Origin of the sequence: Oleiharenicola sp. Vm1 (assembly GCF_047777955.1) — a bacterium.
GTDB lineage: Bacteria > Verrucomicrobiota > Verrucomicrobiia > Opitutales > Opitutaceae > Didemnitutus.
This window is the reverse complement of the sequence record NZ_CP180537.1, coordinates 547,515-562,828: the sequence shown is the minus strand read 5'-3', so window position 1 is coordinate 562,828 and position 15,314 is coordinate 547,515. Positions and strand designations below refer to the sequence as shown.

General features: G+C 67.0%; 9 protein-coding genes. 3 read left to right on the top strand and 6 right to left on the bottom strand.

All coding sequences use genetic code 11. The annotated features are described in order from the left end of the window. Positions 1-8: 8 nt before the first annotated feature. Positions 9-1,256, top strand: coding sequence for a substrate-binding domain-containing protein (locus tag ACMYLB_RS03365; RefSeq protein WP_415909568.1), 1,248 nt, complete (start codon positions 9-11; stop codon positions 1,254-1,256). Between the two features lie 39 nt (positions 1,257-1,295). On the opposite strand, the gene ACMYLB_RS03360 is transcribed toward ACMYLB_RS03365, so the two are convergent. Both ACMYLB_RS03360 and ACMYLB_RS03355 read right to left on the bottom strand, forming a co-directional pair. Then, entirely contained in the window at positions 1,296-3,437 is a 2,142-nt protein-coding gene (locus ACMYLB_RS03360; protein WP_415909567.1) for a beta-L-arabinofuranosidase domain-containing protein, read from the bottom strand. A 65-nt stretch (positions 3,438-3,502) separates the two neighbouring features. Then, the gene (locus tag ACMYLB_RS03355; protein WP_415909566.1) at positions 3,503-5,671 is read right to left on the bottom strand and encodes a TonB-dependent siderophore receptor; all 2,169 of its coding nucleotides are present in this window, start codon (positions 5,669-5,671) and stop codon (positions 3,503-3,505) included. A gap of 573 nt (positions 5,672-6,244) precedes the next feature. On the opposite strand from ACMYLB_RS03355, the gene ACMYLB_RS03350 reads away from it, so the two are divergent. Together ACMYLB_RS03350 and ACMYLB_RS03345 are read left to right on the top strand one after the other, a co-directional pair. After that, positions 6,245-7,678: an exo-alpha-sialidase gene (locus ACMYLB_RS03350; RefSeq protein WP_415909565.1), complete on the top strand. Its 1,434-nt coding sequence runs from the start codon at positions 6,245-6,247 to the stop codon at positions 7,676-7,678. Positions 7,679-7,756: 78 nt separating this feature from the next. Continuing rightward, positions 7,757-9,409: an exo-alpha-sialidase gene (locus ACMYLB_RS03345; protein WP_415909564.1), complete on the top strand. Its 1,653-nt coding sequence runs from the start codon at positions 7,757-7,759 to the stop codon at positions 9,407-9,409. A 54-nt stretch (positions 9,410-9,463) separates the two neighbouring features. Here the strand turns inward: ACMYLB_RS03345 and ACMYLB_RS03340 are convergent, their stop codons facing one another. From ACMYLB_RS03340 to ACMYLB_RS03325, 4 genes are all read right to left on the bottom strand, one after another. After that, positions 9,464-10,171: an MGH1-like glycoside hydrolase domain-containing protein gene (locus ACMYLB_RS03340; RefSeq protein WP_415909563.1), complete on the bottom strand. Its 708-nt coding sequence runs from the start codon at positions 10,169-10,171 to the stop codon at positions 9,464-9,466. Next, positions 10,108-11,397: an MGH1-like glycoside hydrolase domain-containing protein gene (locus ACMYLB_RS03335; RefSeq protein ID WP_415909562.1), complete on the bottom strand. Its 1,290-nt coding sequence runs from the start codon at positions 11,395-11,397 to the stop codon at positions 10,108-10,110. The genes ACMYLB_RS03340 and ACMYLB_RS03335 overlap by 64 nt, the downstream gene beginning before the upstream one ends. 23 nt (positions 11,398-11,420) lie before the next feature. Beyond that, entirely contained in the window at positions 11,421-12,827 is a 1,407-nt protein-coding gene (locus ACMYLB_RS03330) for an MFS transporter (RefSeq protein ID WP_415909561.1), read from the bottom strand. Positions 12,828-12,948: 121 nt separating this feature from the next. Continuing rightward, on the bottom strand, positions 12,949-15,207 hold the full coding sequence (locus ACMYLB_RS03325) for a TonB-dependent siderophore receptor (protein ID WP_415909560.1): 2,259 nt from the start codon (positions 15,205-15,207) through the stop codon (positions 12,949-12,951). Between the last annotated feature and the right edge of the window lie 107 nt (positions 15,208-15,314).

Below are 15,314 nucleotides of genomic sequence, written 5' to 3'. Positions count from 1 at the left end.
CCGTTCCGGTGAACGTCAAGGTGGCGGCGAACGATGCGAGCAGGCGACTAAAGCGTGGCGCGATGCCGAAGAACAATGTTGACCTGATGGTTTCCCGAAGGGACCGGTTGCGTCAGGTTCCCAATTTTCCCCGATCCGCCAACCTCGCCCCTGCACTTTCCATGTCGTCTTCGTATCAATCGATCAGCGCCCAAGTGGCGGGCACCCTGCGGACGGAGCTCCGGAAGGGCAACTGGCGAACGCAACTTCCGGGCGAGCGCTCGCTCGCCGAGCGGCTGGGTGTCAGCCGGAAAACCATCCGCAAGGCGCTCGCCCTGTTGCGGGCGGACGGCATCATTCGCACGGACCGCAGCCGCGGCAGCGCCATCATGCGACCGTCGGCCGCGCGCCGGAGCGGCCCGATCCGGACGGTCGCGCTGCTGCTGCCCGAACCCCTCGAAGGCGCGCGCCCCTTCACCGTGCTGTGGGTCAACCACCTCATGGCCATGCTGCACGAAGCCGGCATGCAGCTCGAAACGGTCTCGGGCTGGAAATACTTCGGCGCCCGCGCGGGACGCTCGCTGCGCCGGCTGGTCGACTCGCACCCGGCGCGCTGCTGGTTGCTCGCCCGTTCGCACCGCGAAATGCAACGCTGGTTCGAGCAATCCGACCTTCCCTGCCTGGTCGCCGGATCGACGCACGCGGGCATCGAGCTCCCCAGCGTCGATATCGACCATCGCGCGCTCTGCCGCCACGCGGCGACCGCCTTCCTGCGCCAAGGCCACCGGAGACTGGCGCTCTTCCTGGAAAAGGCGGGCCACGGCGGGGATGAAGACAGCGAACTGGGTTTCCGGGAGGGCATTGCCAGCCTGGAAGGCGCCGAGCCGCCGCTGATCTGCCGCCCGGCGAAGGGCCCGTTGGCGATCGCCAACGAGCTTCGCCGTCTCCGCAGCCTGGCCTCGCCGCCGACCGGTTACCTGCTATCGAACTCCTTTTCCTACCTGACCGTGCTCAGCCATCTCGCGCAGGAAGGCCGCCGGGTGCCGAAAGACGTGTCGCTTATCTCGCGAGACGAGGAGCCGTTCCTTTCGCATCTCCTGCCGGCGCCGACCCGCTACACGATTCCACCGGCGAAATTCGCCACGTCCATTCACCAGGCGATCAAGCGCGTGCTGGGGCGAAACGACCCTCGCCGCTTCGACGTGCGCATCATGCCGGATTTTGTGCACGGTGCCTCGCTCGGCCGCCCCCACTCCGCTCTCGCGGCCGCTACCTGAGGAGCCGTGCTGCGCGCGGAGCGTGTCCGTCGCCTTCTCTCAATTTTTGGCCGACGCCGCCGGTGCGGCGGACGGCTTGATCCACGCATGCGCCTCCGGTTTGTCCCCAGCGACGGGAAAGGCACTGATCCGCAGGCGCGCGGCCCCCATCGGGATGAGAGTGATGGGCACCGCCGGCTCCGGCGTGAAAGCCGGACTGCGCTGCACTTCGTCGATCAGTCCGCGCGAGTCGAGCCCCCACTCCCGGATACGCCGGCCGCGGGCATGTAGCACGATCGGCGCGCCAGCCTGCGTGAACGGCCTGTCGTCTGCCGGCCAGGGCCGCGTCTCCACGGCGAACGACCGCGTCTCATCGCCTGGAGCGAGCACCAGTCCGAAATTCCAGGGCGACGCCGGCCAAATCTCCCACGACGGCCACGCCTCGCTGCCGCCAGCGCGCCGGTAGTCCTCCTTGATCTGCAGCGAAAACGTCAGCGGACCCCGATCCACGCTGACGCTGCCGCCGTTTTTCTCCCAACGCCGGAGTTGAAGGCGCATCGGAAGCGTCAACTCCACGGCGTCGCCCGCGCGCCAGGTGCGCTCGAGCCGCACGAATCCGGGACCCGGGGTCCGGCGGATCCCGATGGTCCGGCCATTCACCGTGAGCTGCGGGTCGCGGCACCACTCCGGCACGCGCAGGTAGAGCGGAAAGCGAGTCGCCTCGGCCGGTGAAAGCTTCAGTCGCACCGTCTCATCGAAGGGATAATGGGTTTGCGCGGTGATTCTCGTCTCCGTTCCCCGCGCGCCGACTCGCGCCGTCACTTCGCTTTCGCCGTAGAAAACCGCCGCCACGCCGTCGTCACCGGTCGCGAACCAAAGGCTGCTCGCAAGATACGGCCAGCCGTGACCGAAATTGTGCTGGCAGCAGCGATAGCGACTCGGACTCATCAGGAACATCGCTCCGGCGTTCCGGATGCCGGGCGCCTTGCTCGCCCCGTCGCTGAGCGGCTGGTTGGGCGCGGTCAGGTAGCGCACGCCACGCAGGTCGGCTGTCATCGACGCGGGAAAGCTGTTGAACGCGACGTTTTCCGCCCGATCCGCCCAGCGAGGATCGCCGGTTACCTGGAGCAACTGCTCGTCGCTGAGCATCTCCTCGACGATGCCGCAGGTTTCGACCGCCTGCCGCGGCCCCGTGAAGCCCGGGCGGAACTGCTCATCCGCGCCGAACATGCCGCCGGGCACCTGGCCGTATTCCGCGCGCACCGAGGTCCAGTTCCGCTCGGCCGAGGCGAGATGCCGCGGGTCGTGCGATTGCTGCCAGAAGATCGCCGCGGTATCGAAGCTCTGGGCGACATTCACGTTGTGCGCGCTCGCGAGGCCGGACGTCCAGTCGGCACTCCACGCAAAGATCTCGCGGGCCAGCGCGAGCAGCGATTCGTCGCCGGTGCGGTTGTAGAGCCAATAGACGTTCCAGAGCGCGTCGCCCGCCCGCTGCTGCTGCCAGTTCCAATAGGGCGTTTCCGGGCGCGTCGCTCCGCGCTCGGGCCGCGAGCGCAGATAATCCATCTGCCAGCGCGCGTAACGCCGCATCAGCTCCAGGACGCGAACATCGTCGGAATAGTCGTAGTAGCTCTGCAGCGCGAAGAGCATGATCATGTTCGGCCACAGATCGCGTTCGCCCTCCCGGACGCTGCGGACGCTGGGCTTGGCCTTGCGCGGGCCGAACCATCCGTCCGGCTGCTGGCCCGCGAACACACCTTCAAACCAGGCCTGCGCCTCAGCGATCTGATCCTGCCGGCCGAGCAGGTAGGCGTTGTGGGCAAAGCCCTTCAGCCAATACGGCACCTCCTCCCAGCCGTGGTCGCCCTCGCCGCGCAGATCGAGCCAGGCGTTTTTCTCCTTTTTCAGGAACTTGCTGATCTCCGCAAAATGGCCGTGAAAGCCGTCCGCCTGCAGCTCGAGCTGCTGGCGCAGCCAGCCGCCCGGGCGGATCGCCCGCAGCGGCAGTGGCACCAAGGGAGTCGGCGCCAGGGGCGCGCGATTGCTGATGTAATGCGTGTTGCGCCGATCCACCGGCGGCGTCGCGACGAATTCCACGGCATTGTCGGGCTCCGCGCGGAGTCCCGCGGCGGCGCCGAGCAGAAGCAACCACGGCCCCACCGCGCGGCGGGCCCGACGGAAACTTGAGCTGAGGTGCGGCATGAGAGGCAGGGACGGCGGGGGCCCAGCGGCCTGCGCCGCCGTCACGTTTGGCCGGGGTGAGCGCGTCAATACTTGACGGTGTAGGTCAACGACGCCCCGAAGGGCTCGACGACCCGCCGGCTGCGCTCGATGTAGTCGTCGTCGAGCAGGTTCGTGAAGTTCGCGGCCAGCGAGTGGTTGAGGCGGGAGCCGCGCGGCTTCCATCCGTAGGAGATTCCGGCGCGCGTGCTGAAGTATTCGGGGATGACGATGTCGCGATAGCCGCTGTGCGAAGCAACGACGCGACGCCCGTCGGGCAGCGTGGTCACGATGCCGCCGCGATCCTGGAACGGCTTCGTTTCACCGGTGTAGGTCACGCCGAAATTCACCTTGAGGCCTTTCAATCGCCCGCTCTTCCAGGTTTTCCGCAGCGCAAGGTAACCGCTCTCCTTCGGCACGCCCGACATTTGCCGGCCGACTTGATCGAGGTCCTGACCCGCCTCCGTGTAGGCCGCGTTGTTGAGGCCGCCGCCGAACAGCAGGCTGAACGTGGGCGTCACCGCCCAGTTCGCATCGAGTTCGACGCCGCGCGAGAGAATCGAGCCGACGCGGCGGGAATCGCCGTTCTCATCCGTCACGCGGATGTTCTGGCGCACGATGTAGAAGCCGCCGAGCGTGAACGTGAGCTGCTCGTCGAGCAGCGAAGCCTTGAAGCCGTAGTCCCAGCCAAAGCCGCCTTCGTTCACGGGATCGACGGTTCCACCGGCCACCGGAGCCGTGTTGGTCTGCGAATTGACGAAGAACGACTCGGCGTAGTTGACGTAGGCGCGGACACTGTCGGTCACGCCCACGTTGAGACCGATGTTCGGAGTGAAGTGGTCCTGGTCGCGCTGCAGTCGGCTGACGGGGCCGGTGCCGAGGCGCGCCTCCGTCTCGCGTTTGAGGTCCTCCTTCACGAAATCGTAGCGCATGCCGCCCACGAGGATGGCGCGTCCCTTCCACGCGGCGGTCTGGTGCCGCAGGAAAAGGCCGTAGATGTCGGTGCGGTTGTCGTTCCAGCGGTTGAGCGTGTAAAGCGTCGGGAACGCCTCGGGCGTCGGCCAGGTGTAGTTCGGGTTGCGCGGATCCCAGATGCGCGCGAAGCCCGAATTGTTGAGGGCCGTGCCGGCGGCCGCACGCCATTGCGGGTCGGTGCGCGTGTAGCGCGAGTAGTCGAACGTAAGCAGCGTTCGATTCTCGAGCCGGTGCTGCGCCAGCCAGTAGCGGGCCGTCAAGTCGGCCTGAAAGCCGGCCCCGCCCTCCTCGCCCGTGCCGTAGGCCGGCAGGCGGTCGATGAGCCGGCCGGCGTTCGTGCCGTCGATCTGGTAGGTCGGGGCGGCGCCGCCGGTGACGTTGCTGTTGCGGCTGGAAACCTCGCGCGTGAACCAGTTCGCCGCCATGCGCATCGACCAAACCGCGTTGAACTTGTGTTCGAACGTCGCGTTGAGCGTCGTGACGGTTCGGTCGGTGGACTCCGCCGGTCCATACCAATTGATGCCGGCAATCTCGGTGGCGAGACGGCCGTTGTATGTGCCGCCCACCGTGCGGCGCGCAACGGGCACGTAAGCCACCGGGTTGTTGTGCCGATCGATGTATTCCAGCTCCACGGAAACCGTGGTCGTCGGATTGAATTTGTGCTGCACGACGCCGGAAAGGACCTTCGTCCGGAGCTGGGCATAGGGTTGGTCGTAACCCTGCTCGAGGAAGGAGGCGTTCAACAGGTAGGTGGTCTTTTTCGAGGTGCCGAGCGGGCCCGTCGCCTCCAAGTCGGTGCGCACGAGGTCGCGCGAGCCGCCCATGACCGACAGCTTGTAGCCGGGCTTTTCCTTCGGCTTCTTGGTGACGATGTTGATCAGGCCCGAAGGCAACGCCTCGCCGTAAACCGCCGCGGAGGGTCCTTTGATGATCTCGATGCGGTCGATGTTGCCGCGATCGACAACGCCGATGCGGAGAAAGCCGTTGCGCAGGGACTTGCCGACCGCGAGCCCGCGCACGTTGGCGCTGCCGCCACCCGGATCGTAGCCGCCGAAGGAGCTCGTGTAGGCGAAATCATCGCCGAAATCCACGAAGCCGAAATCCTCGATGAACTCAGAGGTCAGCACGTTCACCGTATACGGCAGGTTGCGGATCTTCTCCGCCACGCGGGAACCGGTGATCGTTTCCGACGCCGTGTAGCTGTCCGCCGGGTCGGCCTGGACCGTGAACTCGGACAGCATGACCGGAGCTTCCTGCGCCGGCAGCGGAGCCGGTTGGGCGAAAAGACCGGCCGTGCCGCTCAGGCACGCCGCACCGCAGAAACAGAGCTGTAGCAACAGCCCGCGAACAAGTGGGGTTGGATAATTCATCGGGGAGTCGCATCAGGAGGTTCGACCTCCGGCGGAGTCTCAAGGTGATCAAACCGGTGCCTCTGGGATACCACCGATCGTGAAGTGCGCGCGCCGCCGATCGACGCCCGGCGGCCGCCGGGCGGGCGAGCGCGTCTGCCTCCACCGACTGAAGGCGCACCCTCACGACGGAGTTCCGTTCCGCGCCTTCGCGGTGGCCGCCGTCGCGGCGGAGAGGGCGACGAGCGGCGGAAGAACGCGGAGACCCAATCTCGAGGCGTGGAGCATCTCCCGACAGAAACTCAACCCGCCGCCCGAAACCACCCTCCATTTTCGGTTCCTCCCGGAGACCGGATGTGCGCCGTTGCCTCGCCACGGGAATGCACGGATGGTCGGGCGATGTTGGTCAGACTATCCGCGCTGTTTGTGTTGCTGGCGTCACTGGCACGGCCCGCCCCCCTCCTCGTGCAAACCGAGGTGTGGACCCGCGCCGAAGGCGGCTACGCTTCGCATTTCGTCTACGGCATCGGCGTCACGTGGGATGACACCGTCCTGATCGCCTGCGAAGCCCGGGTGGGCGGCGGCGATGCCGACGAGAAGGATTTGCTCGTGAAGCGCAGCACCGACCAAGGCCGGACCTGGAGTCCGGACCAGGTGATCGAAGGCGCCTCCGACCACGCCAGCTGGAGCAACCCCACCTTCGTCACCGACGGCCTCACCACTTACCTCTTCTACACCCAAAGCGTCAGCAGCGACCTCGGCCGGGTGTTCGTTCGCACAACGCGCGACAATGGCCGCACGTGGAGCGAGCGCACCGAGCTCACGCACCTGTGGACAGGCAACCCGCACCACTGGACTCAGCTCTCGGCCATCGGGCATGGGATCAAGAAACTCAAGGAGCCCCACCGCGGCCGCGTGCTCGTGCCGTTCCACCATCGCCGCGAGGTGGACCGGCCGCCCGTCCAGCGCGGCTACGGCAACGACGTGATCCTCCTGGGGCCGGATGGTTGGGAAATCGCCGGCGGACCACCGCTCGAGCCGGCGCGGGGCACCAACGAAGCCCGCCTCGCTGAGCGGGCGGACGGATCGTTGCTCCTCATCGCCCGACAAGCCGCCGGCAACAATCAGCTTCGCGCTCGCTCGGTCAGCAGCGACGGCGGCCGCAGCTGGAGCGCGTGGGAGACGCAGGCCGACCTTCGCGGCACTGTCTGCGACAGCGGACTGCTGCGCTTCAGCGATGCCCACCTGCTTTACTCGTTCCCGGCCGGGGTCGCCCGCTCGGCGCAGCAGCGGCAGGATCTCACGATCAAGGCGAGCATCGATGGCGGTGAACACTGGAACGCGGGGCGCATGCTTCACCGCGGCCAGGCCACCTACTCCGACCTGGCCCGCGACTCCCACGGCAACATCTACTGCATCTATGGTCGCGACGGCACGAATTTCATGGGCGATCGCGTATTCGTGGCGCGCTTCAACCTCGAGTGGGCCGTGGGCCGTCCGGTCGCCACGGTTCTCGTCGACGATCGCGACGCCGGATTTGCCGCCGCCGGGGACTGGCGCGAGACCGCCGTGGCGGGCCGCTTTGGCCCGACCGCCAGGATCGCGCGCGCCGAGCCGGGGCGTTCTGTCCGCGCGGAGTGGACGGCCTCCCTCGCGGCGGGCAGCCACGAGGTCTTGTTGCGCTGGCCAGAGTGCCCGGGCGCGAGCACGGCGGCGACGGTGGAGCTGCTCCGCGGCGATCAAGTGATCGCGCGCCAAGCGGTCGATCAGGCCGTCGACCCCGGGGCGTGGTTCTTCGTCGGCACGGTCGCGTTGGAGGCCGCGGATACCGTCCGCGTGCGCTTGACCGCGGACGCCGGCACGCTCGTCGCGGACGCGGTGATGTTCCAGCAGCACTGAGCTTGGTCTCCAGCGGCGACCGGAAGGGTGGTGTTTTCGCGCGGGCGGCGGAGTCGTTTTGTCTCGGCCACCACCCCCATGAAAAAAACCCACCCCTCAATGCTCATTGGCCGGAAACGCCGCGCTCATTTCGTCGCGGCGGCGTTGCTGGCCCTCGCCTCGCTCGCTTCCACCCGCCTGCGCGCGACGCCGCAGTTCTCGCTCGTTGACGTCTGGACGCCAGCCAACAGCGAGCTCGACGGCAACTTGGCCAACGGCCCCGAACCGCATTTCGTCTATGCCATCGGCGTGACTTGGGATGACACGATCCTCGTCGCCTGCGAAGGACGCTTTAGTCACGACCCGGCGAGTCCCGACACCGGCGAAAAGTATCTGCTGGTGAAACGGAGCACCGATCACGGTGCCAGCTGGAGCAGCGACATTGTGATCGAAGGGGGCGACGGCGCGAGCTGGACGAATCCCGCGTTCGTCACCGACGGCATCACCACGTATCTGTTCTACGGTTCCAACTATTCCGGCACGAAGACCCTGCACTACAAGACGTCGACCGACAACGGCCAGACGTGGAGCGCACGCCAGGACATCAACAGTCTGTGGGGCGCCTCGTTTCCCAATGGATGGGTCCAGCACGGGACGATCGGCCACGGAATCAAGAAGCTGAAGGACCCCTACCGCGGCCGCCTCGCCCTCGTCTTCAATCACCGGACCAGCGCAACGACCCCCGCCGCCAACGCGAAATACGGCGTCGACCTCCTGTATCGGGATCCGAACGGCGCCTGGGCCCGCGCGCAGGGCACGCAGCCGCCGCTCACGCAGGAGACGGACACGGATAGCGCAAACGACATCGGGCCCAACGAATCCCGCGTCGCCGAGCGCGCCAACGGCACCCTCGCCCTCACCGCGCGCAAGCGATGGAACACCACGACCTACACCCGCGCCCGCGTCTCCGGCTCCGCGATCGCGAACGGCTTCGACTGGAACGGCTGGGCCGATGCCAGCGGCATCATCGGCACGCGCATGGTCGACGGCGGCTTCATCCGTTTCAGCGACACCAGCCATCTCTACTCGTTCTCCAACAATCCCGGTTCAACGACGCGCCTCAACATGGCCGTCGCGCGCAGCGCCGACGGCGGGGTCTCGTGGGGCACCCCTCAGACCATCTACACCGGTCCGGCCACCTACTCCGACCTCGCCCGCGATTCCCTCGGCAACATCTACTGCGTCTTCGGGCGCGACGGCAACAACCACAACATCGATCTCGATCCCGCCAATCCCGCCGCACGCGTGACGGTGGCGCGCTTCAATCTCGAGTGGGTGACCGGCACCAACACGCCCACCCTCGTGATCGACAACGCCGATCCGGGTTTCACGACCACCGGGACCTGGGGATCCTCCTCCACCATCGCCGGCTATTACGGCAGCGGCTACGTCCATTCGCCCTCGGGCACGAACACCGCAACGTGGACCCCGAACATCACGGTTGCCGGCAACTACGAGGTCTACATCCGCTGGACCGCGGAGTCCAACCGTCCCGACGCCGCGCCGGTCGAGGTCCGCTACAACGGCGGGACCTCCGTTGCCTCGGCCACGCTCAATCAAAAGAGCGAGGGCGGGAGCTGGTATTACCTCGGGACCTTCAACCTCGCGACCGGCACCGGCAACTCGGTGAAGCTGTATGCTTCGGACGCCGGATCGTGCGTGGCCGACGCCGTCATGTTCCAGAAACAGTAAGCCGACGCCAGCCGGGCGCGGACGACGCGGGTTCGTTCGCGCCCTTCGGCCCGGTCACGACGGCGTCGCCATCGGCACATTCGCCAGCGGGGAAGGCACCCGTCCTTCCTCGATCATCGCGATGAACGCCAGCAGCCCGCTCCACGTCAGCAACGGATGCGTGTGCGCCCCGATGCCGCCGCTGCCGTCCAGCGCGGAGAAGTTCTCCGGGGCGACCCGGTGCTCGCGCCAGTTGCGGACCAGCAGCGTCAGCGACTTCTCCACCAGCGCCCGGCGCGGCCCGGCGAAGCCGTAGCGCTTCAGGCCCAGGTAGACCAGGAAGTTCAACGGCGGCCAGATGCGGCCGCGCATGTAGAGCTGCTCCGCGAACGCGGGGTCGTTGCGCGGTGCCGCCGGGATCGTCCACGGGCCGTCGTATTCCTCCGGGTTCAGCAGGTGCTCGCGCACGAGACGCTCCGCTTGCGCCGGCGTCGCGACGCCGGCGTAGAGCGGGTAGAATGACGTCGGCGAATGCCGGGTGCTCCAGGCGCCGTCATCGAGGCGGCGGTTGAGAAACAGCCCCGACCCGTCGGCCCACAGACCCTGCAATTTCGCCGCGTAATGCGCCGCGCGTTCGCGCAGTTCCGCGGCCTCGCCGAAGTGGCCCAGCAGCGACGCGATCTCCGCCAGCGCTTCGCAATCGGCGACGTAAAGCGCGTTCAGCCCCACGTCCTCGATCTGCATGAGGTGGGTCTGCGGATCGAAGGGTGCCTGGTCATACATCGGAGAGTTATCGAGCGCCTCCAGCGCGGCGCCCGCCGCGGTGTTTGGCTGCACGAACTCCGCCGGGTCGCCGACCCGCGGGGCGAACGGATTCGATCCCAGCGAGAGCGATCCCTGGGATTGCGGCGCGCGCGGTCCCACCACCGGTTCCACGCCAGCAGCGGCCCCCACGCCGCGGCCAAGGCCGCGCGGTCCGGCCGGCTCTGCTGCATGCCGAGCACGCACATGCTCGCGACCGGCGGCTGGGAACGATCGAGGGCGCGCCGTCCCGTGCCCTGCACGACATTGGACACGAACGATTCGTCGACCATCTCGCGGAACGCCTCGAGCATGCAGGCCCAGCCAAGCGTCGGATGGTCCTGCGCGATCATCCAGGAGGTAAAGAACGTGTCCCAGCAGAACACCGCATAGCCACCCCGCAGGCAGTTCCAGTCGCGCGCGACGGTGCAGAGCACGCGTCGATGCTTCGGCTCGTAGATGATGTTCCACGCGAGACTGCTCTGCATCGCCTCGTGCCCGTCCGCGAGCGCACCATAACCCGCGTGAAGCTGCTCCACCTTCGCCCGGGCGGCGGCGATGATCCGGCCCGCTTGCGCGACGTCGACGCGCGCGCCCGCGCTGACCGCGACGGGACGGTCCAAGCGCAGCGCCAGATAAGGTGACGGCGCCGGCAGGTTGGGCTCGTCGACGGGAGTGCCGTCGGCATGGATCTCGAGCGCGCGCCCGGGCAGATGCGCGGTCAGGCGATGCGCGTCGTCGCGCCCGGCGTGCCCCGGGCGGTTCCAGACCATGCCGGCGTGCACCGTCAGGATCCGCGGCCAGGGTTCGTCTTGCAGCGGCGTGATCAGCGCGACCCAGGCGTGCGACCCCTCGTCCGCCGCGGTCTGCACGCGGAAGCGCGCGCCGCGCAAGTTCACCTCCAGCTCGGTGAAACTGCCGTCGTAGGCGCGGATGCCCGGCAGCACCTCCACCGAGTTGGCGATCGGCAGCGTCTTGTCCGTGCTCGTGAGCTTCGTGCCGGCCGTCCGGCCGAGCTGCTGGCGGCCGAATTGGGCGTCGTTCAGCCACACCAGCTTGTCCAGCGCGGCAAAGCCGAGACTGAGGCACAGTCCCTCCGGCAGCAGCACGTGCCGCAGCACGCTGCGGGTGTCCCAGGTGTTCCAGCCGCGCGCGAGCCCCTGGTGCTTCGCGTCGGCAACGGCAATGGCTTGGTCGGCAATACTCATGGAAATTTGGCTCGTCCGCCGCGCTACTCGCGGCGCTCGTCGAGCTGGTAGTTTAGGCGCGGGATGACGAAAAACGCCGGCGCCGGCACGATCATGCTGAGGACGAACAGGCCCGTGTAGCCAAGCCACTCCTGGCACACGCCGCTGATCGTGCTGAAGAGCAGGTAGCTCGCGTAGATCACGGAGGCGTTGAGCGCGACGAAGGAGGCCGGATACCTCGATCCCGCCGCCATGCGGAACATGTAATAGTTCATGACCGTGAACCCGAGGCCAAAGCCGAGATTCTCGATCCCGAGCAGCGCGAGCAGCACGGGGTCGATGCGCCACACCCCGCCGACCATGAACGAGAGATCGAGCGTCACCACCGTGCGAATCTGTCCAGTGGTCAGCGCCAGATACACGTAGGCGAGGTGCGGAATGATGGCGGCACTCGTGAACCACCAGATCACCCGGCGCAGTCCGAGCCGCTTCAGCAGCACGCCCGAGATCGCTCCGCCTGCGATGGCGCAGCCGGTCATCAGGCCCGTGAACATGCCGACCTCCGAGATGCTGAGGGCGTAGCCGCCGGCGGTCCGCGCATCCATCAGGAAAGCGACGCCCATCTTCGCGAGGAACGTCTCCCCGGAGCGCATGAAGAAAAGGTAGGCCAGCCCGGGCACCAGCGCGGGCAAGGTGAGATACTCGCGCAGCACGTCGCGAAACGGCAGTGCGACCGCGCGCGCTTGCGGTCCGTCCGGCGTGCGATCGGCGAGCGGTCGCGGCAGCGCCCAGCGCGTGTAAAAGTAGAACGGCAAGAACACCGCAATCAGCGCGGCGGTATAAACACCCCACGTCACGCGCGGATCGCCATGCCGCTCCCCCACCACGCCCGCGATCGCGAGGAGCACCGAGCCACTGAAGATGGTCGCCGCGCGCCCCCACACCGGATCCAGCCCGGAGAAAAGCGCCTGCTCGGACTTCGTGAGCGACAGGGTGAAGAAGCCGTTGAGGGCGATCTGGTGGATCGACTTCACGATCGCGAGCAGCGTCAGCGCCGCGAGGTAGAACCACAGCGAGAACGTCGGCAGCACCAGCGGCAACGCGAGGACGAGCAGGCAGCCCATCAGCCACAGCGCGCCGTTCACGCACCACCACCGGCGCGTGCGGTGCGCGTCGATCATCGGGCCAAAGACAAACTTCAGCGCCATCGGGAGTGTGGCAAGCGACGCGTAGCCGATCACCGCGTTGGAAAATCCAAGCGACTTGAGCAGCACCGTCGGCACCGACACCAGCACCGGGTTGATCAAACCCTGCCAGGTGCCGATGCACGGCGCGAAGTGCCAGGCGCTCCTCCGCCCCCGCCCCAGCGCCTCAATCCGACCCGGCACCGCCTCGCCGGGCGAGGAGGAGGCGGGCGGAGTGCCAGGACTACCAGAGGGAGGTGCCACCATGCTTCCCCGCATCAGAAGGAATATCGTAGCGTCACGCGATACATTCGCGGCAACGCGCGAAACACGCCGGTGTCGCCCGTGACCGTGATCGGATCATCGGTGTCGAGCAGGTTGAGCACGTTCAGTTGCACGCTCCAGGGGCCGCGCCCGTAGCCGACGAAGGCATCGGCCACGTCCGCACTGTCCAGGAAGAACGTGTTGGCGGGATCGCCGGCCTGTTTGCCGATGCGCCGCCAGCTCGCGCCCGCGAAGCCGCCGCGCAACGCCCCTGGCGCCACGAATATTTTCCGAGCACGGACCAGGTGGGCACGACCGGGACACCGCGGAAATACTGTCCGGCCTCGTTCTTGGACGTCAGATCGCTGTAGGCGAGCGTCAGATTGAGGCCGCGCACCGGCTCGGCGGTCAGGTCCACCTCGAAGCCGTCGGTCTTCTGCGTGCCCGCGGGCTCCTGCCGCAGGCCTCCGCCGAGCTCGGGCGGATTCGGCACCGACACGAGCACGTTCGTGAGCTGCATCTTGAAAACCGAGGCGGTCGCGACGAGGCGGGTGCCCCAAAGATCCACCTTCACGCCGAGTTCGCGTATCTCGCCCTCGCGGTTGGGATACTTCACGCCCGACGAATCGAGCGTGTTCACCGGAATGTAGGTTTCGCCATGCTGGGCGAACACGCTCACCCCCTCGAACGGTTTTCCGACCAACCCATAGCGGAATGACCACTCCTGGTTTTTGACGATGCTCGTGCTGGCGGCGTTCTTCACGAATTTCTTCTGCGCGAGACTCTGGGCGGAATCGAAGCTGTAGGCCGTGTTCTCGACCGAATCATAGCGCGCACCGACCACGCCGATGAGGCGGTCGCCGAAAAGGTTGACGTTGTCCTGGAAACCGGCGGCGAAACCGTCCGACTCGGAATGCCCGTTGAACGGATTGAACTGCGTCGGGACGGTGGCCTTGATCGTCGCGAAGCTGAAGCGGGAGAAATCGGGGTGCAGCACCGAGAAGGAATTCGCGACCGCGGTGGTGTTGTTCGCGAAGGGAACGTTCCAGAAGAAAAACGCGCGCTCCGTTTCGCCGGATTCGAGCTGCGCGTTGAACACGGCCTTGTGCTTGAGCGGGCCGGTGGAGAAGGCGCCGACCAGATCGAGGTAGGCGCCGGAGTCCTGGTTGTAGCCGGCGAACTCGCGCGCGGTCATCGTCGTGCGCCAGTCGGCCACGCGGGGATCATCGGCGGCGATGAAGCGCGCGTCGCCATTCACGAGCACACCGGCGGCATTCGTATATGGCACGATCTTGCCGGAGGCGTCCACCGGCACGGGACGCGTCACCGCGTAGGACGGCGACTTGTCGCCCTTGCCCTTGCTGAACCGGCCGACGAGACGGATGGTCCACTCGCCGCCGAGAGGACCGGCAAAGGTCTGCTCATAACCGCCTTCATAGCTGTAGATGTTGGCGATCGAGACATCGTCCTCGGGCACCTGGTTGGACTCGAGCGGCACCGCAAAGCGCGGGTTGGTCAGCACGGCCGCGACGGTCGGTTTCTTCGGATCGAGATAGCCGGTGGGAAACTGGGCGCCGTTCTCGCGGTCGAGTTCGAAGCGGAAGTAATTCGCGCGGGCCCAGATCCGGCCAGTGTGAGCAGGCCCGATCCGGTGGCTCAGCACGAAGAGGTAGTTGGAGAAATTGTTCGGCGCGTCCTTCTCGTCGTAATAGCGGTGGCCCCGGCGCTCCGACAGCACGAGCCGGTAGGCGGTGTTGTCACTCAGCGGGCCGGTCGAATCGAGCATGCCGCGCACGAATTCGTCATACGACTGCGCCTGCAGCTCGATCTTCGTTTCCGGGCGGAACTTGGGCCACTTGCTGATCTTGTTCACCACGCCACCCATACTCGTGGTGCCGTAGAGCGTGCCGGCCGGACCCTTGATCACTTCGAGCCGCTCGTAGCCGGCCGCGTCGTCAAAGGGATAGTCGACGCCCTCCACTCTCTCGGGCAAGCCGTCCCGCACGCGCAGCCCGGTGTTGGCGAATCCGCGCAGCGAGTAGCCCGCCTGACCGGGTCCACCGTCGGCCTGCTGCTGGACTCCCGACACGAACCCGAGCACATCCATCGCATCCAACGCCGCCCGATCGGCGAACATCTGCTCCGTGAGGCTTATCACGGACAACGGCACCTCGCCGACCGGCAACGCGACCCGCGAGGCGCCGAGCGAATCGGTGGCCGAATAGCCATGATCGCGGTCGGTGCGCACCATGAAGGGCGAGAGTTCGACCGGACGGTCGTTGGTCGCAGCGGACGACAATGGAGCGGCGGAAGAGGACGATTGCGCTTCCGCATTCGCCACCAAGGCGAGCAGGAGGAGGGGGAGACGAGGGGTGAACTTCATGGGGGTGGGGTTCTAGGAATCACCGAGGGGGCGGTGCCGGCGGAGCAAACAATCGTCCCCCCCTCTGGCGAAGCCCCTCGTGCTGGTATCCGGCGGTGACCGCTGAG

Excerpts from the sequence above, each read along its gene's own strand:
- ACMYLB_RS03335 (WP_415909562.1), bottom strand. The coding sequence starts at position 11,397 with ATGAGTATTGCCGACCAAGCCATTGCCGTTGCCGACGCGAAGCACCAG.
- ACMYLB_RS03330 (WP_415909561.1), bottom strand. The coding sequence starts at position 12,827 with ATGGTGGCACCTCCCTCTGGTAGTCCTGGCACTCCGCCCGCCTCCTCC.
- ACMYLB_RS03340 (WP_415909563.1), bottom strand. The coding sequence starts at position 10,171 with ATGTATGACCAGGCACCCTTCGATCCGCAGACCCACCTCATGCAGATC.
- ACMYLB_RS03360 (WP_415909567.1), bottom strand. The coding sequence starts at position 3,437 with ATGCCGCACCTCAGCTCAAGTTTCCGTCGGGCCCGCCGCGCGGTGGGG.
- ACMYLB_RS03355 (WP_415909566.1), bottom strand. The coding sequence starts at position 5,671 with ATGCTGTCCGAGTTCACGGTCCAGGCCGACCCGGCGGACAGCTACACG.
- ACMYLB_RS03345 (WP_415909564.1), top strand. The coding sequence starts at position 7,757 with ATGAAAAAAACCCACCCCTCAATGCTCATTGGCCGGAAACGCCGCGCT.
- ACMYLB_RS03325 (WP_415909560.1), bottom strand. The coding sequence starts at position 15,207 with ATGAAGTTCACCCCTCGTCTCCCCCTCCTCCTGCTCGCCTTGGTGGCG.